This is a genomic window from Kitasatospora cineracea, from assembly GCF_003751605.1.
Taxonomy (GTDB): Bacteria; Actinomycetota; Actinomycetes; order Streptomycetales; family Streptomycetaceae; genus Kitasatospora; species Kitasatospora cineracea.
This window is the reverse complement of record NZ_RJVJ01000001.1, coordinates 3,160,611-3,185,251: the sequence shown is the minus strand read 5'-3', so window position 1 is coordinate 3,185,251 and position 24,641 is coordinate 3,160,611. Positions and strand designations below refer to the sequence as shown.

The window sequence follows — 24,641 nt, the reverse complement described above, 5'->3', positions numbered from 1 at the left end:
ATGATGGTTATCGCTTCAATTCGTTCCAGCCCTTGGCCGACGCCTGGGCGCTGCCCGGCTCGGCGACAAGGCTGGTGTAGTCGGTGGTGGACGTCCCGGAGGGTGCGGGAATGCGCCAGTCGCCGCCGGACCAGACGAGGTCGAGCGGGTAGACACCCATGCGGGTCTGCATTCCGGTGCCCGGCACGCTGGTCGTGTAGGTCGACAGGAGCAGCACCTGGATGCTGTCGGCGCCGACGGAGCGGACCTGGTACTCGACCGGGTTCAACGTGACGGACGTGCCGGGGTCGAGCTGACCGCTCGCCGGTAGCCGGAGCGCCTTCCGCGTGGCGGCCGGCCCCTTGGCAAGGGTGTCCGGCGCGTCGGACCAGTCGGCGTCGGCGACAACCCGGGCGACTGCTGCGGCCCGGTCCGGTTCCAGGGTGGAGCCGAGTTGACGCCAGTACTCGACCGCCGCCGACACCGCGCCTACGCTGGAGTGTGGGTAGCCCACCGCGACGCCGTTGACCAGGCGTGCTCCGCGAATGAGCTGGAGCGGCCCGGCAAGGGCGGGTGAAGTGGACTCGGCGTTGGGGTCGATGCCGGTGACCGAACCCGGAGCCGGGATCGCGGCTGGCGGCGAGTAGGTCTTGGGCCCACGCGGCCCGTTGTCCGACTCGATCGCGACTCCTACGCCGATGGCGGCCAGGAAGACGAAGATGCCGAGGAGCAGGAGCGGAAGAATCCGCCGACGCGGACGGCGGTCGAGGAACTGGTTCATGGCGTTCCTGGTCCTAGGCCGCGGCGCCGAAGACCGTGTTGACCACCGGGATGGCGCACGCGGTCACGATCACGCCGCCCAAGCTCCACACGAGGGAGCGCTTGCCCTTCTCCGCCGAGTCGGGCCGGTTGCTCAGGTGGCCGATTCCCATGAGGCCACCGGACACGACGGCCGCGACGGCACAGGCTATGAGCGCCCCCCACTTGGCGTACGACAGAAGCAAGTTCGCGCCTTTGGAGCCGTTGGTCGGATCGGCCGGCGCGGGGTTCTGGATGTCGGCGAGGAACTGGACGACATGCGCAGTAGTGGACATGGAGGCTCCCAGAATTACGGACGCGCCAGCCGCCTCAACGGCCTGCTGGCTACGAGGAGCCACCCCGACTCGATTGGCGGGGAGGCAGGAAGCCCTGGCTTCGGATTCAGCACGTCAAGTCGGTGCGATTCACTCTGGCTAATGGGCTGTGGCCAAACGATAGGCAGGAGTGAAGTAGTTCCGTCAACCAAAGTGAATGTGAGGAGGCTCACCCCAACACTCTCTGTTTTCTCTGGCTAATGGGCGTCACTGTGCGCAACGATGAGGCCCGGTCAGCCGAGAGGAGTGCTACGCGCGTCATGTCTGACGAGAACCCCGCCGAGGGCGGTGTGGTCGCCGAGCGACTCACCCACCTGTTCAGCACCGTCCACCCCGCCGGCCGGAAGCCCTACAGCACCACCGAGGTCGCAAAGGCGATCAACGAGAAGGCCGGGGAGCAGATCCTCAGCCCCACCTACTTGTGGCAGCTGAAGACCGGCAAGCGGACGGACCCAACCCACAGCCGCCTCACGGCACTTGCCGACTTCTTCGGCGTCCCGGTGGCCTACTTCTACGAGGACGACACGGCCCGGCGGACCGACGAGCAACTGGAACTCGCAGCCGCCCTGACGAACCCCCTCGTTCGACAGTTGGCGCTCACCGCAAACGGGCTCTCCGACAACAGCCTGCACGCCATGTTGACCATGATCCAATCCGCCCGTCGGATCGAGGGGCTGGACCCCGCCGACGGCGATGGCGAGTGACGCACGCCACCATCACCGGATCATCACAACTTCATACACCCGCCACACTCTCGGCAATCGTTCGCATACGCTTCTGCGAGTCGGGGGCGGGTGACCGGATGACTACGTCACCTCACAGCAAGTGCCTCCCGACCAGGGAGGCACTTCCATGAGCGCGATCCGCTGCGAGGCCCGACAGGGAGGGCCGCACCCGACGTCGGCACAGGTCGTTCTTCGCGTCGTCGCCAGTCGTCGCGAAGCCGCCTCGGTGCGGCCGGCTTCGATCGCCGACAGGTCGGCCACCCTCGACCCCCACCCCTCGGCCACCATGCCGACCGCGCTCGTCCCGGCCGCACTGGCCGCCGCCTTCCCCGACCTCGCCCCCGCAGCCCTCCAGCACATCCTCGGCCACTGATCGACGTCGGCAGACCGCGCCGCGCCATCGGCCTGCCGCCACCACGACGCCCGCATCTTTCACATCAGCTAAGAAGTGTCGATCATCACGTTTACTTTGGTTGACCAATGGCAGACGCATCAGCCTATGGTTTGACACCAATCCATTAGCTGATGTGAAAAGGCCGCGTGCGAAGCGCGCCGGCTCCGAGGTGGCTCGTGAAGAAGGCAGCTCAGATAGCCATCGTGTCGGTCCTCGCGCCATGCGGTGTGGTGCTCGGCGTGACACTGACCGGCGGGACCGCGTCGGCGACGACCCCTGCGATCGCTGCGGGGAGCGGCATCGGAGGAATCGGCTGCTTCAAGCCGGTGGCGCCCGGCGAAGCGGTCGCCGACGGCCAGCAGCTGACCACCGAGCAGATCAACAACGCCCAGATCATCTACCAGGTGTCGGTCCAGCTCCAGCTCCCTGCCCATGCCGCGGTGGTGGCCATCGCAACGGCGATGCAGGAGAGCACCTTGACCAATCTGGCCTGGGGTGACCGCGACAGTTTGGGCTTGTTCCAGCAGCGGCCGAGCCAGGGGTGGGGCACCCCTGCGCAGATCATGGACCCGGTCTACTCCTCCAAGGCGTTCTACGCCCAGTTGGTGAAGGTCTCCTTGTGGGAGGCACTGCCGGTCACCGTCGCTGCGCAGAAGGTTCAGCAGAGCGCCTATCCCGATGCCTACGCAAAGTGGGAGGGCCTGGCGCAGCAGCTGGTCGCAACGTTCGGAGGCTCGGCCACCAACTGCTCTCTCGGCAACGGCGCGGGCTCCGGGGAGGCGATCACCGAGGCGGTCAACCTGCCCGCGGGCTTCTCTCTCCCGGCCGGCACTCCGGTCCAGGTGGTCACCGCGATCACCTTCGGCATCTCGAAGCTCGGCATGCCGTACCAGTGGGGAGGGACGGGGAATCCGAGCTACGACTGCTCCGGCCTGCTGATGCGCGCCTACGAGGCCGCCGGGATCAACATCAGCAGGACCACCTTCGAGCAGGTCTACAACGGAACCCCGGTCTACAGCGCCAACCAGCTCAAACCGGGCGACTTGATCTTCCTCGCCGGGTCCGACGGAACCCCTTCGTCGCCCGGCCACGTCGGCATGTACCTGGGCTCGAACTTGGTCCTCGACGCGCCGCGCACCGGGAAGAACATCCAGATCACCACCTTCACCGGCGGGTACTGGGACGCGGAGGCCGTGGCGTTCCGCCGCATCGTCCCGTCATGACCACCTGCCGGCTGAGGACGGCAGACTTGCCCTTATCACGTGCGAACCGAGGAACGAAGGTCCATGCAGAACACTCCTATGTCCGAGAAGGCGCGTCTCGCTCTCGGGCTCGTCGCGGGTGCGGGAACATTGGCCTCGTTCGCCGCAATCACCGGCTCACATGCACTGGTGATCTTGGCAGTCGGCACCGTGCTAAGTGCAGTGGTGGCTGCCTTTCAGGCTGACCGCCGCAATGTGTGGGCCGCGTGGGCGGGCGGGGCCGCGGTGGCGGCCCTCCTCGCCTGGATCGTTCCGGACCTGAGGTCCATCCTGCTCCTCGTAAGCGCCGTTGAGGGTGCAGGGGCTCTGCTGCTTGCCCTGGCGAGGTACCGACGCTCCCGCTGAATCAGCGACGCTGGCGATTGGCGCGACCAGTTCGGCGATCCTTCCCGCCCAGCCGCCGTAACGACAGAAGGCGGAGGCCCACACCATTCGGTGTGGGCCTCCGCCTTCTGTCGTATCTACTCCCGGGCGAGGGTTCCTCGGTCTCTGGAGGTCCACTGCTCAGTGGCTGCCTCCCCTCCGGATGCCGGCCACTCAACGAGCACGGCGCCGGGGCGGACATCGAGGATCAGGCCGCGCAGGTAACCGCCGGAGCCGTCGCGGGTGGTAGAGAGCCAGTGGCGACCGACCCAACTGGAGGGCGGCTGCTCGGCGTAACGGTCGTGGGTGAAGTTCTGCATGGTGTCTCCAGCGAGAGCGGGGGTTGGTGTCGGCATCCGGGTCGAGCGGCCCGCGTTCGGGCCGCACCCGATCAGGGCGGCCTCGACGGTCGTGGGAAACACGAGGCCGCAGTGCTGTACGTCGACCGGGAGGTGGAGCCGCCTGCCGACTGTCCGCGAGTCATCGGGCCTCTCCGTTCCAGCCACGGTGGTCGCGGATCAGGCCGGTCGAAGCCCAGAGCCGGACGTCAGCCGGCCGGTAGCGGCGAGCGCCGCCGGTGTCCTGGCTGTACCTGGGGCCGACGCCGGCCGCACCGACCTCCCGCAGATCGAAGATCGTGATCCCGAGGAAGTTCGCCGCCTCGTCAACGGACCACCACGGTCGGCGCTGGCTTGCCTGCATCTGTCGCTTCATCGCGCGTCCTCCGCATCGGAGGAGCGAGCCTTGAGCCAAGTGCGCACGTCAACGGGGTCGTAGCGCCTGTGCCGGCCCACCTTGTAGCTGCGCGGCCCGGTGCCTCGCCAATTCATCTGATACACCGTCTGCTTCGGGACCTTCAGGAAGTCCGCGAGCTCCTGCAAGGTCCACATCGTGTCCGTGCCGTCGATGCCCATGAGCACTCACATCCATCTCGTTCGTCGTTTCGACAACTTGAGCTGTCGTTCGAACAACCGAGATGAGCATCCGCCAGGGCACACGAACTTGTCAATGCGACTTCTAAATTTGTCGTATCGACAAACCATGTAGACGGCTCGCGGAGTGGGGGCCAATCAGCGCGTCGCAAGTGTCGAAACGACAGCCGAAGAGGTCGATTGCGCGATCGAGAAGTGATGGGTAGAGTTGCCGATACGACGAGCAAGGAGGCCAGATGTCCAGCGGCTCACCACCGACCCTGTCGGTGAGCGACGCGGCAGCACTCCGGCTGAAGCAGGCCCGGAACAGGCGCGGGTGGACCGTCAAGGATCTGGCAACCCGGTGCGCCGAAGCAGGGGCGGAGAAGCTGACCGCCGCCGCATTGGCGAACATCGAGACCGGACGCCGAGACGACAACGGGGTTCGGCGGCGGGAGCTGTCGGTGGACGAGGTCGTACTTCTGGCCGCCGTGCTGGACGTGGCCCCCATCCACCTCCTGGGGTTGCCCGACAATGCCGAGCCGGGGACTCAACTACAGCTGACTCCCCAACTGGCGCTCAGCGACGGCAGCTTGATCCTGGCCTGGTTCTGCGGACAACAGGCGCTTCCCGGAAGCGACGCCCGCCAGTTCTACTCCGCGGCTCTCCAGCGGCTGCCGGCCGCTGACAGCCAGCAGTCCGTCGCCGACCTCACAAGGTCGGTGCTCGAAGAACGGGCGGCCGTGCTGACCGAGGCGTTCAACTCCAACATGGCAGCGACCATGGAGAAGCTGACCACCGCCGTCGAGGCCGGCGCCTCCCCCGAGGAACTCGCCGCCCTGCTCCGGCCGGGCGACTCCAGCTCCGCATAGCTCCACGCCCCACCCCCGCGTCCGGCAGCGCCGCGACGCGAGTTCAGCGAACCCGAATGCGGCCGACCGGCCCGCACCCGCACGGGCAGAGAAGAGGGAGACACATGTCATATACACATCAAATAAGGAAGCGAACCGATGATCCACGCACGAATCGAGGACCGCGCTAACCACGCGGACTACCAGCTGGCCGTCGCCCGTGCCCGCGCGGCCCGCCGCACCCCACCCTCCCGCTACCGCGTCCGCTGGCGTGACGAAGCAGGAGTCCTCCGCAGCGTGAGCCTGCCGAGCTGGCCGCTCGCGAGGGCTGCGCAGGCCAACATCGTGCATGAACGGCCGCCGCTGACCCTCGACCGCTTGGTGGACCAGTGGGCAGCGACCCCTCTAGACCGCGGCCGGCCCGGTCAACCGCAGCTCCCGAGTCGCCGAACGCTCGACTTGCACGTGCTCCCGAGCCTCGGAGCCCGGCGTGCCGCCACGATCACCCGGGCGGACATCGAGCAGCTGAGGTACAGGCTCTACGCCGAGGGGCGCCTGGGCGTCAGCACGATCAACCGAGTCCTCGCGACATTGAAGCGAGTCTTCGAGTTTGGTGTCCACGAAGGTCTCTTGCCCTACCACCCCGCGCTCGGCATCCGCCCGATTCCCGGGCAAGCGTCACGCCCCTCCCAATCGCTTTAACGTCTGCCGCGACACCTCAGCTTGACAAATTTTCCTCGGCGGCAGGCACCACGGAATATTAGGCAACCCGATCCAGGCTCACGGGCCAAGAACTCAACGGGCAGAAAGAAGGAGTTATGGGAATGAACCGAATCGCAATGAAGCACGGTGGATACAAGTGTCTGAACCTTACGACCGCTGGCACAAGTCGCGCCCGACCCCCGGGGAAAAGAAGTGCACCGCCCACAAGAAGGTGCCGTCGAGCAGCCACGGATTGGGGAAGCGCTGGCTCGCCCGATGGCGGGACCATGACGGGCAGCAGCTAAGCGAAAGCTTCGAAAAGTATGAGGACGCCAAGAGGCACTTGGCGAAGATTGAAACGAGCGTTACCGAGGGCACCTACATCGCCAAAGACAAGGGCGATACCCTCATAAAGAAGCTGGCGGAGCAATGGCTCGCCGACCTCATCTTCAAGAACCCTCGCACTGAGCCGCAGTACCACGCTCGCGTAAAGCGCTACATCATCGAGCCGCTGGGGCATATAAAGATCAAAGATTTGATCCCCTCGCGGATCGTCTCCTGGATCAAGGGCATGCTCCGCACCATCGGCGAGACCTACGCTGGCCTGATTTTCAGCCACTTCAACTCCATCGTCATGATGGCCGTTGATGATGGACTGATCCTCAAGAATCCGTGTGCCTCTCGCTCGGTTCAGCGAGTTAAGCCGCGCCGCCAGCGCAAGACATCCAAGGAACTCCCTGTTAGCTGGGAAGATTCCGAAGGAATCAAGCAGAACATGCCAGACCGATACAAGGCTACTGTCGACTGCGGTCGCGCCATCGGAATGCGACAGGGTGAGATATTCGCATTCAGCCCTGATGACATTAACTGGCTCCAGAAGGATAAGGTGGTGCACATCCGCCGCCAGATTGCGCACGACCGCGGCGTGATGGTGTTCGCTCCACCAAAGGGCGGAAGCAAGGATGATCCGAAGGATAGGTACGTCCCGATCGGCGAGGACCTGGCTTTCATTCTGGCCGAACATATCCGACAGTTTCCCTCGGTGGAAATCACACTTCCCTGGATTGAAAAGGACGGCCCTCCCGTCACGGTCAAGCTGTTCTTCACGTCGCGCGAACGGAAGCCGATCAACAAGAACTACTTTAACTGGCTCTGGAAGGCAGCCCTTGAAGAAATTGGGCTCATCCAGGCACTGAACGACAAGCCGGTGGGCCGTGGCCGGCTGTGGGAGAAGTGCCGAGACAAGATGATGCACTCCCTCCGGCACCTGTTCGCTTCTGAGGCGTTGAACGAAGGGGTCGACATCTATACGCTCGCCGATCTCCTCGGCCACGAAGACCCGGCCTTCACCCTCCGCCGGTACGTGCACCGCGTGGCCCAGTCGTTCGAGAAGGCCCGGAAGGCGCTCGGCCGGCGCTACCGACTGGCCGCCTGAGCGAGGACGGACACCCGCTCTCGTGCCGTCCCTGTCGGTTGCACCTCGTAGCAGCCGGCAGGGGCGGCGCGGACGACCTGCTCGGCACCGCTCAGCGCTTCTCGGTGCATCTCATCGTCAAGGGCCTCGCGTGTGCACTGGTTGTGAAATGATCTTGCCAGAAGGGGGTGTTTCCGCAGGTCAGAGGCATGTTCGATCAGTACTACGACTGCTAGGGGTACCTCTGACCTGCGGAAACGTGATTCGATCTCTCATCGTTTCCGCAGGTCGGCAACGCCCTGACCTGCGGAAACGTCGGACCGCCCACTTGCCCGGAGTGCTCTCGGGCTCGCGATGTGAAATGAGAGTGCACTGAGTTCGATCTCGCAGTGAGTACTGTGCAGCACCCCTCACGCCTGGCTCCACGCCCGCGGCGACACAGGGGAGTCCGTCACCATGATCGGATTGCCTGCGGAAGGTCGGTCCGGGACTGGGCAAAGGAGGTACGCCGCTGGCGTACCAGGAGGTAGGCTGTCGGCATACCTTTGTGACCTCAGCGCCACACTTCCTGGAGTCGACGATGCGGGACAGCGCGGGCCCGTTCGAATACGACGGGCCAGTCGCCGGCGACCAGTTGGTCGGCAGGTGCCGAGAAGTCGAGATGATCAAGGCGTGGGCCCGCGAGGGCCAGCTGATGGCACTGGTGGCACCGAGGCGTTTTGGCAAGACGAGCCTGATTCACAAGATCTCGGCCGAGGGGCAGCGGGATGGCCTGACTGTGGTCACTGCCGATCTGTTCGGCGTCGCCAGCCCCTCTGACCTGGTGCTTCGTCTTGAGCGGGCCTGGGCGTCATCTGCACCCGAGGTGGTGCGTCCGGCAGTGAGCAAGATCTTGGCCGCCTCGCAGACTGGAGTGTCGATCACGGGGTCCGGATTCGCTTCGGCCATGGACAGTCGGCCCGCAGCCGACCCGTCGGCGGCATTGAACGCTCTGCTGGAGCTTCCCTCCCTGTTGGCTCAGCGTGAGGGCGGGCGGACTCTGATCGTGCTCGATGAGTACCAATCTGTTGCTAGCGTGCCGGGAGCAGAGGCGTTGATCCGGCAGCATGCCTACCGGCAGCGGACGGCCGTCTCCTACCTGCTCTCCGGGAGCAGGCCAGACATGCTGTCCACAGGGTCTGCCGACGGGGAGCCAGTGGCCGCGCTCCGCCTTGGCCGGCTGCCCAAAGCGGAACTCCGCGCATCGATCCAAGAGCGGTTCACTACCGCAGGGGACCGCGACGTGACTGGCGTGCTGGACGAGCTACTGGCTGCGGGTGAGGGACATCCCCAGCGGACCATGCTGTTGGCTCACCTGCTGTGGCAAGAGGTCCCCGCAGGAAAGCCAGCCACCAGTGATCATCTCGATGCGGCGATTGCTACGGCTCTGCGGCAGATCGACCCTGAATCGCGAGCAACGATGAGCGGGCTCAGCGTAGGCCAGCGCAAGGTTCTTCGGGCGGTGGCTGAGTACGGCGCCCCGATGGCCGCGCGGGCCGCGCGGACGCTGGGCCTACCTAAGACGACAGCTCAAAAGGCTGCACCGCATTTGGTCGCTGCCGGGCTCATCGAAGACACGAGTCGAGGGTGGCGTGTGATCGATCCACTGCTAGCCCGCTGGATCCAGACGAACTATGGGACACGCGCATGAGCAATCAGCCGCAGGACGAGGTGTCGTTCGAGCGCGGGCAACGAGTGAGGGTCCGGGCCAGCGGAGTGCCTGAATTCGCCACTGTCCGGTTTGCCCTGCCCGGCGATGCCCCGGGTTCGTGGGACCTCATCCTTGTTGACGACCAGGACAGACGGCACGAGGTGAACCTGGCGGCCGGAGACACCCAGACCGTGCGCCCTCTGGTCAGCGACGGTAGGGCCGACTCGGCGCGGGTGCTGGCAGCCATGTGGACCCAGTGGATGTACGCCGCCGCCACCAACGCCGAATCCAGCGCCATGGCAGCCACCCCGTTGAAGCCGTACGCGCACCAGACCACGGCCGTCTACGGCGCGATGCTGCCGCAGCCGCTGCTGCGCTTCCTGCTCGCGGACGAGCCTGGTACGGGCAAGACGATCATGGCTGGCCTGTATCTCCGCGAGATGCAGCGACTGGGCCTGGTCAAGCGTGCGATCATCGTCTGCCCCGCGAATCTGGCCACGAAGTGGGTCGACGACTTTGAGCGTCTGCTCGGCGGAGGACTGCGCCAGCTCACCTCGGCGACGGTGCGTGAGAACGCGCTGAACTCCAACGACCTGTGGGTAGTCTCGCTTGAGCTGGCATCCGTCAACCCGGCCGTGCAGGACGCCATTCGGCCGGACAAGGCCGGCTGGGACCTGGTCGTCTTCGATGAGGCGCACCGGCTGACCCCTACCGCCGCCGGGTTCCACCAAGTCGGCCGCCTCCTGGCCAAGAATACCCCGCGGGCACTGTTGATGACCGCAACCCCACACCGAGGCAAGGAGTGGCTCTTCCGGCACCTGCTGCACCTCGTGGACCCGGCGATCTACCCGGATCCTGGCAGCGACCCGAATGTGGCGCTGCGTGCGCTTCGCCCGGGTCCGATCCATTTCCTGCGGCGGATGAAGGAAGACCTGGTCGACTACGACGGCAGGACACGTCTGTTCAAAGGCCGTGCCGCGCACAACCACAGTGTTCCGCTGTCGCAGGTCGAATACGGGTATTACCAGGCTGCCCTGGACATGGTCGACAGGTATTTCCCACCCGCCGCGCAGCCGCTTGCCCGCATGGTGTACGCGAAGCGGGCCGCTTCGAGTTTGTACGCACTTGCGGAGACACTCCGCCGGCGCCACGACCACATGGGGGTGATGAGTGAGGCCGAGGCCGCACTCATCGCTGAGGGCGACGGGCAAGGTGACGAGGCGGAGGTCGATGAGGCGAAGGTCGTCCACACGAGCTCGACAGCCAGCCGGGCTGAGCGGGCAGCGATCAAGAGCCTCGCGGATCAGATCAACGCCACGATCCGTGATCAGGCTTGGAAGCCGTCGAAGTGGAAACGGCTCACTGAAGACTGCCTTGCCCCGCACGGGATCCTCCCCGGCAACGGAGAGCAAGCTGTGGTGTTCACCGAGTACGCCGACTCGGCCCAGTGGGTCGCACAACGCCTCGAAGCCGAAGGGTTCACCGCCAAGCTTTACTCGGGTCGGCAGAACAAGGCTGAGCGCGACGAGGTGCGCCGAGCCTTCATGCGAGGCGAGTTCCAGGTCATCGTCACCACCGACGCCGGCAACGAAGGCATCGACCTTCAGGCCGCGCACGTGTTGGTCAACTACGACATCCCATGGTCCCTCGTACGCCTTGAGCAGCGAATGGGACGTATCCACCGCGTCGGTCAGTTGCGTGATGTCCACCTGTACAACTTGGTCGCCACTGACACGCGAGAGGGTGAGACCCTCCTCAGGCTGCTGGACCACTTCGTCACTGCGGCGAATGAGCTGCGTGGCCAGATGTTCGACAGCCTGTCAGCGGTCGCCGAGATCACCGGCGTTGACTACGACAAGTGGCTCTCCGATCTATACGGCAACGACGAAAGTAGGAAGCAACAGGCGATCGACGCCGCCAAGGCCGTCCAGTCCCAGGAGCTCACCCGGGCTGCCAGACAGGTGCGGGACAATGAACGACGTCTCGCCAGCCAGGTGGACGCCGTCGCCGCACTGACCCTGCTTCAGCGTGATCTGTTCGCGCGGATCAACCCCGCGATCGTCGAGGCGTACCTCGACCGGCTCACCGCTGCCCGAGTGCTGCGGTCTTCCCCGACGGCTGCCGGTGCCGGATTCCGCCGACTGTCGCTGGAGGGTGCGGCAAAGTTCCCCGTCACCCTCGGCGGCACTGGCGAGGTACACATCGCCACCAGCGGCGATGCGGTACGTGAGGCCGCGGAGAGCATCGACGTCGGCGACACCATCACGCTCGGTCCAGGCGAGCCTGGGTTCACCGATCTGATCGGCATGGCGGAACACTCTCTCGCCGAGGACCTGCACCAGTCCGGCGCCGCTGCCGACCCCACAAGTCTCACCCCGTACGACCTGTACGCGTACACGGCGACATTGACGGAAAGCGACGGGAAGCGCGCGAGCATCTGGGCGAGCCTGGTCAAGGTCGACGACAGCGGCAACGCCCGGCCGGTGCGGTGGGAGACGCTGGCCAACCTCGTGCCCACTGGTCAGTACGGCACCGCACCTCATCCCGCCCGAGAGGGGCTAGCGCTCTCGACTGCACAGGTGGTGGCTGATGAGACTGTCGCCGAACACCGACGCGTGCGCGCTGACTGGTTCGCCCAGGCCCGCAAGGATCTGACCAACCTGCCGCTGAGCCTGACCGAGAACATCGACGACCGCGCGGCCCGAGTCGAGCTGCGACGCCGGCTCCAGGCCCAGACCGCGCAACGCCTCGACGAGCTTGAGCGTCTCGCGGACGTGCAGTTGACCGCGCCAAAGCTGATCGGCCGTATCCGTGTCCTGGCAGCTGCCGACATCACGGTCCAAGCGGAGATAGACGCCGAGCTGGTCTCCATGCGCCACGTCCAGCAACTCCTCGCGGATGACGGGTGGGCTGTGGAGGACGTGCACACGGAGGGCCGTGGCTACGATCTGGAAGCGCGTCGAAACAGCCAGGTCCGGCATGTCGAGGTCAAGGGCCTGCTGGGCAACGCGGCCAGCGACGGCATCCGGATGACCGGCAACGAGGTCCTGATCGCCACCCAACACCGCAAGGAGTACTGGCTCTACGTCGTCGACCAGTGTGCTGACGGCCGCGGCCGTTTCTTCGGGGCCTACCAGGACCCCGCTACCCTCTTCGCCAATGTCATGACCGGGAACGCAATCTTCCGCGTCCCCGGTAGCAGTCTCAAGAACGCCCCGGGGAGCAACACATGAGCCGGATGATCGAACGATGGTTTCCCAGCGCCGAGGTGTCTGCCAACAGCGACAAGGGCTGGGGGTCAGGGAACAGTGAGATCTCCCTGTTCATGTGGTTCGCCAAGCGACCCACTGCCCAGGCCAAGGCCGCCACGATCTGCTCCCTGCTGCCATGGCCCGACGAGGTCGGCGAGCAGACCCGGTTGCAGAACCTCGTCCGGGAGGCCATGACGGGGCGCTACGGGGCGTGGAGCGAGCTGCAGGCCGAGATCGCCAAGGCCAACCCGCAGGGCGCAGCCACCCTTGATCCGTTCTCGGGACGCGGCATGATCCCACTGGAGTCGGCACGCCTGGGCGTCCAGGCGTCTGCCGTCGACTACAGCCCGGTCGCAGTGCTGGCCAGCCACCTGCTTACCTCGGCCCCGTTCGAGGACTGGAGCCGGGAGCCTGACCTTCCGTTCGGCGACCTCGGCCATTTGCTGACCTCCCGCACGGACCGGCTGCTCGGCGACCTTGAGACGCTGTTCGCCGAAATCCAGGCCAGGCACACCGCTGCGATGAGCGACTTCTACCCTCGCAGCAACGGCGCGTTTCCATGGGGGTACCTGTGGGCCGTCGAGATCCCCTGCCAGGAGTGCGGGCACGCGTTCCCACTCATCGGTTCCTACGAGTTGATGCCCGCTCGCGGCTCTCGCGAGGCGGTGGCGTTCTACATTGCGGCGGACCGGGCCTCCGGAACGTGGGAAGCGGTCGTGACGCCGGGCAAGCCCACCCGGGCGCCCACGCTGACCAATGCCGTGGAGAACGGCAAGAAGGTTCCGGGTAAGAGCGCGATCTGTGTGTTCTGCAGCCACGTCCACTCGCTGGCTGTCCACCGGCGGCTTTTGCAGGAACGTCAGGGCCGAGACGCTCTCGTCCTGGCAGCAGATATCGACGCGAAGAGCCAGAAGACCTTCCGCCAGCCCACCGACGAGGAGCGGAAGGCTGCCGCTGCGGCCACCACTGCGCTGGGCTTCGAGCCGGCTTTCAGCCCCTTCCTCCCGGCGGTCCCGGACGAGGGGATCGCGCCTGGCAACAACAACATCATCGGGCCGAGCATCTATGGAGCGAAAACCTACGGCGACTTCATGGTCGACCGCCAGACCCTCTCGTACGTGCGCCTGGCACGCATCATCAACGAGCTCGGCGACGAGCTCACCGCAGCCGGGCTGTCGCGCGATTACGTGAGGGCCCTGTGCGGCTACGCAACCGCGGTCGTGGTGAAGAAGCTGCGGCGTTCAACCCGCGGCGCCCGGTTCCAAAGCAAGGGCGGTGCTCAGGTCGGGGACCTGTTCGTCAATGAAGGGTCCATCACGTTCTCCCACGACTTCTTCGAGTCCGGCATCGGCGACGGCCCCGGAACGTGGAAATCGATCTCGGACAACGTGCTGGCCGCCTGCCGCAACCTGTTCTCCGACCTGCGCGGGGTTCCCGCCTCGGTGCAGCGCGGAAGTGCGACCGCGCTGTCCTACCCGCCCAAGACGTTCAGTGCGGTGGTCACAGACCCGCCGTACGACCAGATGATCGCCTACGCGGACGCTTCGGATCTCTTCTACACCTGGGTCAAGCGGTGCCTGCACAACACCTGGCCGGAGCTTGCTGTCACCGCCGACCCGCACGGCTGCCAGGACAAGAGCCAGGAGATCATCGTCAAGCGGGTACGCGGTGAGGCCCCGGACGAGCACCGCACCCGCGAGCACTACGACAACCTCATCGCGGACGCCTTCGCGCAGATGCGCCTGGCCGTCCGCGACGACGGCGTCGTCACAATCGTCTTCGGCCACGGTGAGCCCGAGGTGTGGCAGCGGCTGCTGCACTCCATCGAGAAGGCGGGGCTGGTGATGACCGGCTCGTGGCCGGCCAACACTGAATCCGGCGGGCAGCAGGGCAAGGCGAATATCGAGACCACGCTGACCATGGCCTGCCGTCCTGCCCCGGCCGGACGGCCAGCCGGCCGTAAGGGTGCCGTCGAGGCAGAGATCAAGGCGGAGATCAAGCGCCGCTACCCCGACTGGGAGCGGTGGGGCCTGGCACCCGCCGACATGCTGATGGCGGCGGCCGGCCCCGCGATGGAGGTTGTGGGCCGCTACAGCGAGGTCCTCGATGCCAAGGGCGGACCGGTCGACATCCACACGTTCCTGCCGCTGGCTCGCGCCGCGGTCCAGGAAGCCATGGCCGTCGAGGTCAACAACCAGCCGCTCTCGGCCTTCGACGCCCGCACCCGGTTCGCCCTCTGGTGGATTCGACTCTATGGCCGACAGGTCCAGGCAAAGTCCGAGCTGCGCTGGCAGGCCCTCGCTTCTTCCCTCGACCTCGCCGCCGTACGCGATCTTGTGAATGACGCCGACAAGGGGGTCCGCTTCATCACCTCGCGTGAGTACTACGGCAAGGTCGACAGCGACTCCGCCGCGGTCGACGTCGCACTCGCGCTCGCCGCGGCGTCCGATGAGGGCTTGCAGGCCATGGGTGAGGTTCTGGCGGCATCGGAGCGCGGTGTCGACGACACCTACCTCTGGTCGGCCATCCAGTTCCTCGCTGACCGGCTTCCCGACAACGACCCCGACTCCATCGCGTTCACCCGAGTCCTGCGCACCCGGGCCGGGATCGGCAGCGCCGCCGAGGCGGTCACCGCCAGCGCCTTCGAACGTGCGCGCCGCCAGGGCGCCCAGCTGAAGCTGATGTGATGACGAGCACACCACGAGCACCTATGCTCACCAGCCCAGGAGATAAGTAGTGACGACGAGCGTGACCCCGTGGTGGAAGGCGTTGAGGATCCGTGAGGAGATCCTCAACGCCTCCGGCCAGATCGACGATGTGCAAATGTCGCTGTTCCGCGCCGTCCACGGCACCGCCACGGACCGGCCGCCATATGCGGACGCGGCCTACTACGGTGACATCACCCACCCCACCGAGCGGCTGATCGACCTCCTCACCGAGATCGCGGTCCGCGTCGGAGGCGGTGACGACTACCTGAAGGCCCGGGCCGTCACCCGGCTCGACCAGGGTATGGGTGGCGGTAAGTCGCACGCCTGCATCGGAGCCTTCCACCTGGCTGCCAATCCCGCGGCGTTGCTGTCCACCGAACTGGGCGAGAAGGTCACCGAACGGGCGAAGGCTAAGATGGGCCGAGAGCTTGCCCGGGACCTCGGGGGGCCGCATGTGGTCGTCCTGCCGTGCGACAACATGACCGCTGGTGCTGGCGTACAGGAGCTCGACGGGCCGGCGGTCAGCCTCTACGAGCGGTTCCTGTGGCGGCTGTTCTCCAAGGACTACTCGCTCTACGAGCGCTACCTGCCCTTCTGGAGCGACAAGCACAAGATCGCCGAGGCCATCCGCGCCGTGAACAGGCCAGTGTTGATCATCATCGACGAGGTCCTGGACTACATCGGCAACGGTCTCGACGGCACCAACAAGCCCGATCTTGCAGCCCAGGACATGGCATTCCTGCGTGCCCTTCTCGACGTCGTCAACGACGTCCCTCACGTGGCGATGCTCGTCGTGATGATCGCTTCCGACGCAGACAAGACCGCGCTCTCGCCGGCTGGCAAGGAACGCCGCGACGACCTCAACACCCTGCTCGAACGCAACGGCCTGCCGGCCACGGTCACCGAGGTCAGCGATTTCGCCGACATCCTGCGGCGGCGACTCTTCGACACCGAGCCGGCCACCGAGGTCCTCGCCGCGACGGCCCGCCTCTACGAGCCGGTCCTAAGCGACAACGGCTGGACCAAGCACGTCTGGGAGCAGATCGGTGCTGACTGGCGGCGCAACTGGTCGGACGAGGTTGCTGCCTGCTACCCCTTCCACCCCATGCTTGTGAGTCTGGCGAAGGACGAGTGGAGTCGAGTCACCGGATTCCAGCGTGTCCGATCCACCATTCGGATCTTCGCTGCCACGGTGTTCGCCCTGCAACAGCGAGGCAAGGCGGGAGAGTGGGTGCCGGCACTCATCGGCCCCGGCGACCTTCCCCTGTCGGAGAGCACTGTCCGCGAGGCGCTCCTGGGCAGCGGCCTGGTGGAGGATGACCGCACGATCGCGAACTACCGAAGCCTCGCCGAAATCGAGGTCATCAACCACGAGGGCTCGTCAGGAACAGCGCGCCGCCAGGACCTTGAACGCCCCGAAGTGCCGTGGCATGGGGATAATCCGCGAGCCGCTGAGCGCGCTGCCACCTTCATCTTCCTCGTAAGCATCGTCGGCACCCTCCGCCCCGGTCGAGGGCGCGGTGCCAGCGCACCCGAGGTCAAGGCAGCCACCAGTGTCCCGGCCACCAGCTACACCATCACCGATGCCGACATCGTCGTCGAAGAGGTTGTCAACCAGGAACGGGGCATAAGCGCTCTCGACATCGCCAGAGGTCAGGGCAACAACAAACCCGCTCGCTACTTCATGTCCACCCGCCTCACTCACCAGATGCTCGTCAAGGACATCCGGCGCACAATCACCGAATCCGAGCGGGACCAGGTCATCGCCGACTTTGCTCAGAAGCTCGCCAACAGCGGCCCGTTCCGTGAACTCAAGTTCATTCCCGCCGATGCCCAACGCACCGCGGCCGATGTCATGGCCACCAGCGGCTTGGACATGGCTTACACAAACCGGCTTGTTGTGCTCGACCCTGCGCAGTTCAGCCTCCGCAACGGTATGGAGAAGCTGACCATGGAGGCGCTGACCGTGGCGATGGGCCTCGGGCAAGGTGTCCACCAGCTCCCCGTCCAATGGGCCAGCAGCGCGGTCTACGCGGTGGCGAACACTCAGCGGCGCAGCCTGGTGCGCGGCCTGGCAGTGGAGTACTTGGCGCGGCAACGAGCCCTTGCCGCTCCCGAGGTGCAGAACGACAGCGAACTCAAGGCGATCGGCACCAAGGAACTTGCCACGGCAAAAGAACAGCTGGAGAAGACCCTGAAGCGGGCCTATCAGCACGTCGTATTCCTCGCGCAGCCTGACCCGGACGGAGAACGCTACCTCGACGAACTGACCTACGACGATGACAACTTCACCGCTCTGAACGGCACTGCGGTCTGGAAGGCACTAGCCGCGCGGGACAAGGTCTTCGACGTCGGGGAGTTCACTCCCCGGGCCCTGCACCACAACCTCCGTGACCAGGACTACGGGAAGACGCTCTCCGATATCCGCGCCGCGTTCTACAGCGCGCCGAGACTCCCGCTGCTCTACGGCGGGGATCGCGATCTTCAGCAAGCGATTCACGACGCCGTGGACCAGGGCCTGGTGAGCATCGTCGACGGTAACGGAACCGAGGTCGCTGTCACCGGGCCCGCGCAAGTCAACCTGGCGAGCACGAGCCTGCGGCTCTCGAAGCCGCAGCCTCAGCTCTGCCCGACCTGCGGCGAACCTTCCCATGACGGCGCCTGCGCCGATTCCAGCGAGCCCGCAGTTCCGAATGACACCGCCCAGGGCGGGGCAGGGGCAGCCAGCGCTGCCCAGGCGAACGGGGCAGCCAGCCAAAACACCGGAGCAGACGGTTCAAGCAACGGGGCCCCTCAGGATTCCGTCGGCAAGGACCAGAAGGCAGTGTTCTCGTTCACCTGCAACCTCCTTGCCGACGATGACGCCGCTGATGGACTCGCCGCATTGTTCCGTTCGTTCTTCATGGCTCTGGATGAGAGGCAGATCAGCTACCTTCAAAGCACATTCCAGGTCGTACTGAGTGCCGAGGGAGCCGAGCAGATCCGACAGCGACTCGACGAGCTGGGGATCTCGGCGACGTTCAAGGAGATCTAGGCACTTGTCACACCGGTCGATATATCGACCAGGAGGCATTGGAGTTGGGCGCCCTGAAGACCCGGACGCATGCGGGCGCCCAACTCGCCGCCATTGGCCCAAGAGTGAAGTGTGCGGACGTTCTCTCCGCCGGGACGTGGTCCGCCTGTGTCACAGGAAACCAAGGAGCCGCAGGAAGGTGGAGCTTTCAGGTAAGGGAGGGAGATGGGTGCCCGGCTCACACGGCCGGTCCCTGTTCGGCGGTTGCCCGGAACCACGCTCTTACCGTTACCTGGGCACATGACCGAGACCGCGTTTTCTCCGTCCGCGCTGGCGAGGTACATCGAGCGGCGCGGCCTTGGCACGGCCGAGCTGGCGAGGGCCGTCGGCGTCTCCGAGCGGGCCGTGCAGTACTGGCTGGCGGGGCGGAGCGCTCCTGGGGATCGGTCGTTCGGGCGTTTGCTGGCCGTTCTGCGATGCGACGCGCAGGAGTTGTGCGGCCGGCTCCGCGGAACGGAGACGCTTTCGGATCTTCGCCGGGACGCGGGGCTGGAGGTAGGTCAGGCCGCCGCTGCAGTGGCCGAGAGGCCATGGGCTCGGGACTTGGGCTTCGACGTCGGGAAGCTCCGGGCGCTGGAGCTCGGACGGGCCGTAGCGGGGTGGGATGGAGAATCCCCGGAGATGGCCGGGAGAGTCGCACGTGCCCTCGCTCGGGTGTACGGCGTACCTGAGCGGGTGCTACTGGATGCCTGGCGTCGCAGTCGGCCGGTGGACGGGGCTGTGCCAATCCTTCCTAGGAGGGAGCCTGGCAGTGGAGAGGCATCCGGGCCGCTGGCAGTGTGGGAAGAGCTGAACGAGCGCCAGCGCATCTACCTGGCCTGTCTCTTCTGGCAGGACCAAGAGGAGGAACTACTGCAACAGCGGAGCCACGCGAGGGGCGGCGTCCGCAGTGCTGCGCGGGAGTGGCGAAGAATGCCCCTCGCGCTTGACGCGCCCAAGGAATTGGTCGGGCTAACTAGGCTTCAGGAGCGGCTACGGCACGAGGGTGTGCGCGATCCAGGAGTGGGCTCGTCGGTCGCCGCGTTGCGGCGACGCGGCCTGGTCACCACCTACCGGGACCGCGTGTACATCGACGGTGTCGGTGAGGTCGCTCGCACTCTGGTTGAGGTGACACGCCGCGGACGAAGCGTCGCGCGAGCGGCCCTGAAGGTACCCAACAGCAAAGGGACGCCGGCACCGCTGCTGTCCCGCTGGCTGTGGAGTGTCCTCGTGCGCGTCGCCCGCGCCGGCGGAGTCGGGCTGGACGGATCACTGGCGGGGCGAGCCCCGCACGCCCTGGCTGTCGGGCGAAGCCCGGACGGCCACAACCCCAGCCGAGGATTCATCGTTCTGCGTCATCCGGACGGCGTGGACAGCGGCCCGTACTTCTGGTTCCTGACCGACAGCGGCCGACAGCACGTGAAGGACTACCTTGGCTTATACCAGGAGCTGTACCCGGAGGTTGGGACTTCCGATCTAAACAGCGCGATCGAGTGAATGTCTCCAAGGGACGGGGCTGTTCGCTCGTCACGGCCACGTAGCGTTCTGACGTGGATAGCGAAGAGGCAAGCGGCACGGAGCAGTTCCGCCAGACGGAGGCGTTGCTCAGCGCGGCGATGGCCTTCGCGGTGTGCGGGGATGCTCTCACGCGAGAGGACTTGAGCGGCCCCGGCCGGCTGGAGCGCCTCATGGAAGCTCAAGGTGCGCTGATGGCCGCCGCCGGTCCGGGGCACCGTGTCAGGTTCACCGATCTGTTGGAAAGGCTGACCGGTTCAGAAGCGGGTTCCATGACGGGCCTGATGCCCGAGTGGGCGGACCCGGGCAGCCTGGACGGGCTTCGGTTCCTCGATGTGGACGGGGTCGCGCCGGGGGATGCTTTCGACTTTCGGCTGGAGGCCGAGCGGGTCATCCGGGCCGCAAAGAAGGTGGGCAGGTTCGCCGGGCGGGTGACGTTCACGGCGCTCGACGACGAGCACAGCCAGGAGTCGGTGTTCAGTGCCATTAAGGGCCCCTACTACGAGAGGCACCGCACGAACCTGATCGAGCACCCCGTGGTGCTGGAGAGGGAGACGGCCACCGCCGTCAGCGACCGACCTGTCCTTGCTGACCTGGAGTTCCCGACCCGGGCGATCGACTTCTACCGGCCGGTTCCTCAGCACGCGCGCTACCGCGGGTGGTGGTTTCCCTGCCCGGCGTGCAGGTGGCCGATGAAAGTCTCGGTAGCCCGAGTCGACGGGCGGGAGCAGGGCAAGGCCTGGTGCCTGTATCGCTGGCATGAGCAGACCGGCGCGAGCTACCTGTTCCAGCCGACCGAGGCAGAACCTCCCGTGCTGCATCCCGCATTCGAGTGCCACGTTCCGCGGGGACGACAGGGTGAGCTGTGGACAGGCTGTGTGCCCGAGGTCCCACAGGCTCAGCCGGTCGAGGGCCACAAGGCGCTGGTGAGGTCGGTGTGGCGGAGTACTTGTGTGCCCGGTCTGCCAGAACTGAGGCTTCACCGTGTCCTGAACCATCATCTCAAGGGCACAGGTTGGCGGGCTGAGCTGTGGGTCGACGGCGACCGCATCGACCTGCACGTCATCAATGACAACGGTCCGAGGCGAAAGATCGCGTTCCCGGCGGACTTCAAGGACTACACCTTCGTCAACCACCTGGTCGACAAACTGGACATGGATGCGGGCGACAAGGGCGACGCCAAGTGGCTGGTGGTGCCCGACCACCGGGACGCACAGGTGCCGACGCTCGATCCGGTGTGCCGCCGCTACGGAATGCGGGCGATCACCGCGAGCGGCTTCGTGGACGAGGTGCTGGCGGCAATCCGGGAAGGACGGGCGTGAACGGGGAACTGACCGGTGCGGAGGCGGGCCTGATCGGGGCCCTCGCCCTGGCCTCTCACTGCATGAGGCGCAAGGACGCCGATGGCAACGTCGTGGCCTCCTTCAGGGACGCGGCGTTCTTCGCCGCGCGCAAGCCGCAGGCGTGGGACCAGTGGCCGATGCTGACGCTCGCCGAGCGACGCGTGGTCCGCCAGGTGGGGCAGCTGATGCCGGCCGAGTGGTGCAACCCCAAGGCGTTCAAGTCAGCCGTGCTGGCATTCGTGGGCAAGCTCGCTCCGGAGGGCGACGGATATGACAAGTCAGGTGGCACCGTCGCCCTGGTCGAAGGCGATCCTTTCGCGGCAGAGGCCGCGCTACTGAAGATCGGGGGCGACTTCCTCGGCCACGCCGAACGCCTGACCGGGCGGTTCTTCACCCCGGGGAAGCGGCCCAAGGCCACTGAGTTCGCCGGACCGGGCGTGTGGAAGACCAGGACCACCTACCTGGGCAAGGAGCACGGGGTCACCAACCGGGAGATCGAGTTCCCTGCTACCCCACTGTTCGAGAAGGCGCCCGGGCATGAAGCACTTCCACGGCTGACGACCGCGCCGGCCTGCGAGCGGATCGCGGCGCCCGTACACGAACTGTTGGAAGTTGCGCAGTGGCTGTCCGAACGCAACGAGTCGGTGGCATACCTGCACCCGGTGCTGAAGAAGTTCCTCAGCGCCCTCAAGAGCAGCGCCGGTGGTGAACTGTCCGAGCTGGACCTGCTGTCCGGTTTACTGCAGGTGCTCAACGCGCCGACCGGCAGCGGCAAGACGGTCCTCGTACGCGTCTTGGCCTCCTGGGCGGTCCTCCAGGGGTACCGGTTGGCCATCGCGCTCACCGATGTGCGCGCCACCCTCAACATGGCCTGGGACATCAACAACGACCTCGGCTGGCTCTACGAACTCGGCAAGCTCGACAACTTGGCCACCTGCGTGCCGCTGATGTCGGCCACCAGCATGCACAAGCGGGCCATGGACTACGCCGCGCTGACCCCCTCAGCCAAGATCACCCAGTGGGACCTGCGAGGACAGCGTGACATCGCCCACCTTGCCTACGGGTGCGCACAGCGCGTCCTCATGGACCCACCAGACCTCTATCCGCCCGGGGAGGAGAACTGCCTGACGCTCATCGCACCAACGGCCGACAGCGCCAAGCGGCACGCCTGTCCCTACCTCCCGGTGTGCGACAAGTTCCGCCCCGTCTACGAGGCAGCAGAGGCGAACATCGTGGTCACCAACCACGCCAACCTCCTGGACGGAGCTCTGCGGGTCGGAGCCGTCATCGACGGGCAGGAGTGGCGAAGCCAGGCCCGCGGCACCGCCGGGGTGAGCGCACTGGAGCTGGCACTGCGCTCGTTCGACGCGCTGGTCGTCGACGAAGTCGACGCGTTCCAGAAGACCACGATCGGCCGCTGCACGTCCTCCGTCGTGCTGGCCTCCCGTAAGCGGGACAGCGCCCTGCGGGAGATCGACCAGGACGCCAAGCGGCTGCCGAGCGAGAACCAGGAACAGATCCTGTCCCCAGTCAGCCATGCCCGCTTGATGGCCGAGTTCCTGCTGCTGTGGCTCTGTTCCCGCGCGCTGAAGCTCAACCCAGGGAACGAGGCCGAGGGGTGGGGCGCCGCAGGGCGTGACAACGAGGGGTGGCGCCTGACGCATTCCCGCGACCGCGAGATCCTCCAGCTGCTCTTCCCTGACCTGGTGCCCAGCCCCGATGCCGTTCCCCCGCAGCTCTTCCACTTCCTCGAAGAGATCATGCCCGAGCGGTGGAACGCGCCCGAACCGTCCGACCACATCGACGACCCTGCCTCGGCGGACTGGGACGCTCTGCGACGAGCCTTGGCCGCCCTGACCTCACCCCGTAGTGAGAACTTCCTCTCCCTCGTCCAGCAGGAACTCCACGGTCTGCTGAGCGAAGCCGTCCCCGCCGCCAACAAGCGGGCCGCGGTGGTGAACCTCCTCGCCACCCGCACCATCCTGCGTGACCTCGACGTCAGCATGGCCAACCTCCGCCGCCAGGCAACTTCGCTGAGCCACCTCGACCTGGCCTCCGTGCGCAAGATCCTCGACGGCCTACACAAGAGCACGGTGACCGTCCTATATCCGCTCTCCGCGCTCGGCCGCTCCATCAGCGGCTACCAGATCCGCGGCCTTGAGGCCAAGGAGAGCGAAGCCGAACTGCTCTCCCGCTGTTTCGAAGGCGATCCCCACACCTTCGTCTCCGAACTCGGCGGGCTGACCGCCCTCATGGTCGCCGGCATCCAACGCCCGGTGCTCGGGCTGTCTGCCACCGCCTACTTCCCCCAGGCCGTCCAGGAGCACGTTCATGCCCCGGTGAAGTGGTGGCTGCCCGACACCCGGCCACGTTCGATCGTCACCCGCGCCACCCCCGTGATCGATCCGAACTCCGGCGATGAACGCGAGGCTCTGCGCGTAGGCGGCATCTGGGCGGAGAAGAAGCCCGCGGTTCTGCGTGACCTCGGCCGGCTGCTGTACGAGCAGCACCTGGACCGACGGCTGCGGCGCCTGGAAGAGCGGAACGCAAAGCGGGACGAGAACCGGGCGCGGGTCATCCTGACCGCCAACTCCTACGAACAGTGCGCTTATCTCGCTCACGGACTCGCGCAGGCCGTGGGCCTGCGCCACCGCATCTGCCTGCTGGTCAAGGACTTCCACCAACGGGACTACGAGCAGCACCTGCCCTCCCACGTCCGCCGTATGGTGCGCGAGGAACTTGAGGCCTTCCCCGACCACGGCGAGATCCTCATCGCCCCCCTGGCCGTGATCGCCCGGGGCCTGAACATCGTCGTCGGCACCCGCTCCGCCGTCAGCGAGATCTTCCTGTGTGTGCGACCGGTCCTGAGCATCGAGGACACCGAGTGGATCCACGGCTCGGTCAACGCGGCCGGCATCAATGCCCTTCTATCGGGCGGACACACCGATCCCCTTCTGGCGGTCGAAAAGGCCCGCGACGCCTCGTGGCGTCAGCTGCAGCGCATCCTGCACTCACCGTCGCGGTTCTCGCAGATGGCCCACGAGCTGCAGGAGGAACTGATTGCGGGCATGCTCGTCCAACTCGTGCAGCTCGCCGGCCGGGCGCGCCGAGGCGAGACGGACATGACCCTCCACATCGTCGACCACTCCCTGCACGACACGAAGTTCAGCTCCGACCTGGCCAGCATCATCTGGCGGATCCACGGCACCTGGACACGGGAGCAGAAGCGGATGATGAACGAGCTCTACGGCCAGGCCCTGCAAGCGTTCCTGGCCTACGCAGGCGTGCCCGACACCGACCTGTAGCACCACCACCCCAGTAGCCAACCCGTCCAGGACGATGAGAGAG

Annotated in this window: 17 protein-coding genes; 12 read left to right on the top strand and 5 right to left on the bottom strand. The window is 66.1% G+C overall.

Annotation, left to right across the window (positions count from 1 at the left end; all coding sequences use genetic code 11):
• Positions 1-7: 7 nt before the first annotated feature.
• Both EDD39_RS14480 and EDD39_RS14475 read right to left on the bottom strand, forming a co-directional pair.
• Complete coding sequence (locus EDD39_RS14480; protein WP_123556169.1) at positions 8-760, bottom strand: DUF8175 domain-containg protein; 753 nt, start codon at positions 758-760, stop codon at positions 8-10.
• Between the two features lie 13 nt (positions 761-773).
• Positions 774-1,073 (bottom strand): hypothetical protein, encoded by a 300-nt coding sequence (locus EDD39_RS14475; RefSeq protein WP_123556167.1) that lies wholly within the window; start codon positions 1,071-1,073, stop codon positions 774-776.
• Positions 1,074-1,372: 299 nt separating this feature from the next.
• On the opposite strand from EDD39_RS14475, the gene EDD39_RS14470 reads away from it, so the two are divergent.
• The 3 genes from EDD39_RS14470 (at position 1,373) to EDD39_RS14460 (ending at position 3,454) form a co-directional block, all read left to right on the top strand.
• Positions 1,373-1,816: a helix-turn-helix domain-containing protein gene (locus EDD39_RS14470; protein WP_123560443.1), complete on the top strand. Its 444-nt coding sequence runs from the start codon at positions 1,373-1,375 to the stop codon at positions 1,814-1,816.
• 148 nt (positions 1,817-1,964) lie between these two features.
• The gene (locus EDD39_RS14465) at positions 1,965-2,210 is read left to right on the top strand and encodes a hypothetical protein (RefSeq protein WP_123556166.1); all 246 of its coding nucleotides are present in this window, start codon (positions 1,965-1,967) and stop codon (positions 2,208-2,210) included.
• A gap of 197 nt (positions 2,211-2,407) precedes the next feature.
• Entirely contained in the window at positions 2,408-3,454 is a 1,047-nt protein-coding gene (locus tag EDD39_RS14460) for a C40 family peptidase (RefSeq protein WP_123556165.1), read from the top strand.
• Positions 3,455-3,954: 500 nt separating this feature from the next.
• Here EDD39_RS14460 and EDD39_RS14450 read toward each other — a convergent pair whose 3' ends face one another.
• From EDD39_RS14450 to EDD39_RS14440, 3 genes are all read right to left on the bottom strand, one after another.
• Positions 3,955-4,176, bottom strand: coding sequence for a hypothetical protein (locus EDD39_RS14450; protein ID WP_123556160.1), 222 nt, complete (start codon positions 4,174-4,176; stop codon positions 3,955-3,957).
• A 160-nt stretch (positions 4,177-4,336) separates the two neighbouring features.
• Positions 4,337-4,570 (bottom strand): excisionase, encoded by a 234-nt coding sequence (locus EDD39_RS14445; protein ID WP_123556158.1) that lies wholly within the window; start codon positions 4,568-4,570, stop codon positions 4,337-4,339.
• Positions 4,567-4,770, bottom strand: coding sequence for a helix-turn-helix domain-containing protein (locus tag EDD39_RS14440; protein ID WP_123560441.1), 204 nt, complete (start codon positions 4,768-4,770; stop codon positions 4,567-4,569). Before EDD39_RS14440 ends, EDD39_RS14445 begins: the two co-directional genes overlap by 4 nt.
• A 254-nt stretch (positions 4,771-5,024) precedes the next feature.
• Between EDD39_RS14440 and EDD39_RS14435 the strand changes: the two genes are divergently transcribed.
• The 9 genes from EDD39_RS14435 to EDD39_RS14390 all read left to right on the top strand — a co-directional run bounded on the left by EDD39_RS14435 (position 5,025) and on the right by EDD39_RS14390 (position 24,598).
• The gene (locus EDD39_RS14435) at positions 5,025-5,639 is read left to right on the top strand and encodes a helix-turn-helix domain-containing protein (RefSeq protein WP_123556156.1); all 615 of its coding nucleotides are present in this window, start codon (positions 5,025-5,027) and stop codon (positions 5,637-5,639) included.
• Between the two features lie 838 nt (positions 5,640-6,477).
• Positions 6,478-7,755: a tyrosine-type recombinase/integrase gene (locus EDD39_RS14425; protein ID WP_123556152.1), complete on the top strand. Its 1,278-nt coding sequence runs from the start codon at positions 6,478-6,480 to the stop codon at positions 7,753-7,755.
• Between the two features lie 559 nt (positions 7,756-8,314).
• On the top strand, positions 8,315-9,424 hold the full coding sequence (locus EDD39_RS14420; protein ID WP_148089442.1) for an ATP-binding protein: 1,110 nt from the start codon (positions 8,315-8,317) through the stop codon (positions 9,422-9,424).
• Positions 9,421-12,657 carry a helicase-related protein gene (locus EDD39_RS14415; RefSeq protein ID WP_244256724.1) on the top strand — a complete coding sequence of 1,079 codons (3,237 nt, stop codon included), beginning with the start codon at positions 9,421-9,423 and terminating at the stop codon, positions 12,655-12,657. Before EDD39_RS14420 ends, EDD39_RS14415 begins: the two co-directional genes overlap by 4 nt.
• A complete protein-coding gene (locus EDD39_RS14410; RefSeq protein WP_123556147.1) occupies positions 12,654-15,362 on the top strand; it encodes a DUF1156 domain-containing protein in 2,709 nt (902 codons plus the stop codon). Before EDD39_RS14415 ends, EDD39_RS14410 begins: the two co-directional genes overlap by 4 nt.
• 49 nt (positions 15,363-15,411) lie before the next feature.
• Positions 15,412-18,417 (top strand): DUF499 domain-containing protein, encoded by a 3,006-nt coding sequence (locus EDD39_RS14405; protein ID WP_123556145.1) that lies wholly within the window; start codon positions 15,412-15,414, stop codon positions 18,415-18,417.
• 279 nt (positions 18,418-18,696) lie between these two features.
• On the top strand, positions 18,697-19,932 hold the full coding sequence (locus tag EDD39_RS14400) for a helix-turn-helix domain-containing protein (RefSeq protein WP_123556143.1): 1,236 nt from the start codon (positions 18,697-18,699) through the stop codon (positions 19,930-19,932).
• Positions 19,933-19,985: 53 nt separating this feature from the next.
• The gene (locus tag EDD39_RS14395; RefSeq protein ID WP_123556141.1) at positions 19,986-21,272 is read left to right on the top strand and encodes a restriction endonuclease-related protein; all 1,287 of its coding nucleotides are present in this window, start codon (positions 19,986-19,988) and stop codon (positions 21,270-21,272) included.
• On the top strand, positions 21,269-24,598 hold the full coding sequence (locus EDD39_RS14390; RefSeq protein WP_123556139.1) for a hypothetical protein: 3,330 nt from the start codon (positions 21,269-21,271) through the stop codon (positions 24,596-24,598). Before EDD39_RS14395 ends, EDD39_RS14390 begins: the two co-directional genes overlap by 4 nt.
• Positions 24,599-24,641 lie beyond the last annotated feature (43 nt).

Coding starts and splice junctions, on each gene's coding strand:
- EDD39_RS14480 (WP_123556169.1), bottom strand. CDS start 760: ATGAACCAGTTCCTCGACCGCCGTCCGCGTCGGCGGATTCTTCCGCTC.
- EDD39_RS14475 (WP_123556167.1), bottom strand. CDS start 1,073: ATGTCCACTACTGCGCATGTCGTCCAGTTCCTCGCCGACATCCAGAAC.
- EDD39_RS14470 (WP_123560443.1), top strand. CDS start 1,373: ATGTCTGACGAGAACCCCGCCGAGGGCGGTGTGGTCGCCGAGCGACTC.
- EDD39_RS14465 (WP_123556166.1), top strand. CDS start 1,965: ATGAGCGCGATCCGCTGCGAGGCCCGACAGGGAGGGCCGCACCCGACG.
- EDD39_RS14450 (WP_123556160.1), bottom strand. CDS start 4,176: ATGCAGAACTTCACCCACGACCGTTACGCCGAGCAGCCGCCCTCCAGT.
- EDD39_RS14445 (WP_123556158.1), bottom strand. CDS start 4,570: ATGAAGCGACAGATGCAGGCAAGCCAGCGCCGACCGTGGTGGTCCGTT.
- EDD39_RS14440 (WP_123560441.1), bottom strand. CDS start 4,770: ATGGGCATCGACGGCACGGACACGATGTGGACCTTGCAGGAGCTCGCG.
- EDD39_RS14435 (WP_123556156.1), top strand. CDS start 5,025: ATGTCCAGCGGCTCACCACCGACCCTGTCGGTGAGCGACGCGGCAGCA.
- EDD39_RS14420 (WP_148089442.1), top strand. CDS start 8,315: ATGCGGGACAGCGCGGGCCCGTTCGAATACGACGGGCCAGTCGCCGGC.
- EDD39_RS14415 (WP_244256724.1), top strand. CDS start 9,421: ATGAGCAATCAGCCGCAGGACGAGGTGTCGTTCGAGCGCGGGCAACGA.
- EDD39_RS14410 (WP_123556147.1), top strand. CDS start 12,654: ATGAGCCGGATGATCGAACGATGGTTTCCCAGCGCCGAGGTGTCTGCC.
- EDD39_RS14400 (WP_123556143.1), top strand. CDS start 18,697: ATGACCGAGACCGCGTTTTCTCCGTCCGCGCTGGCGAGGTACATCGAG.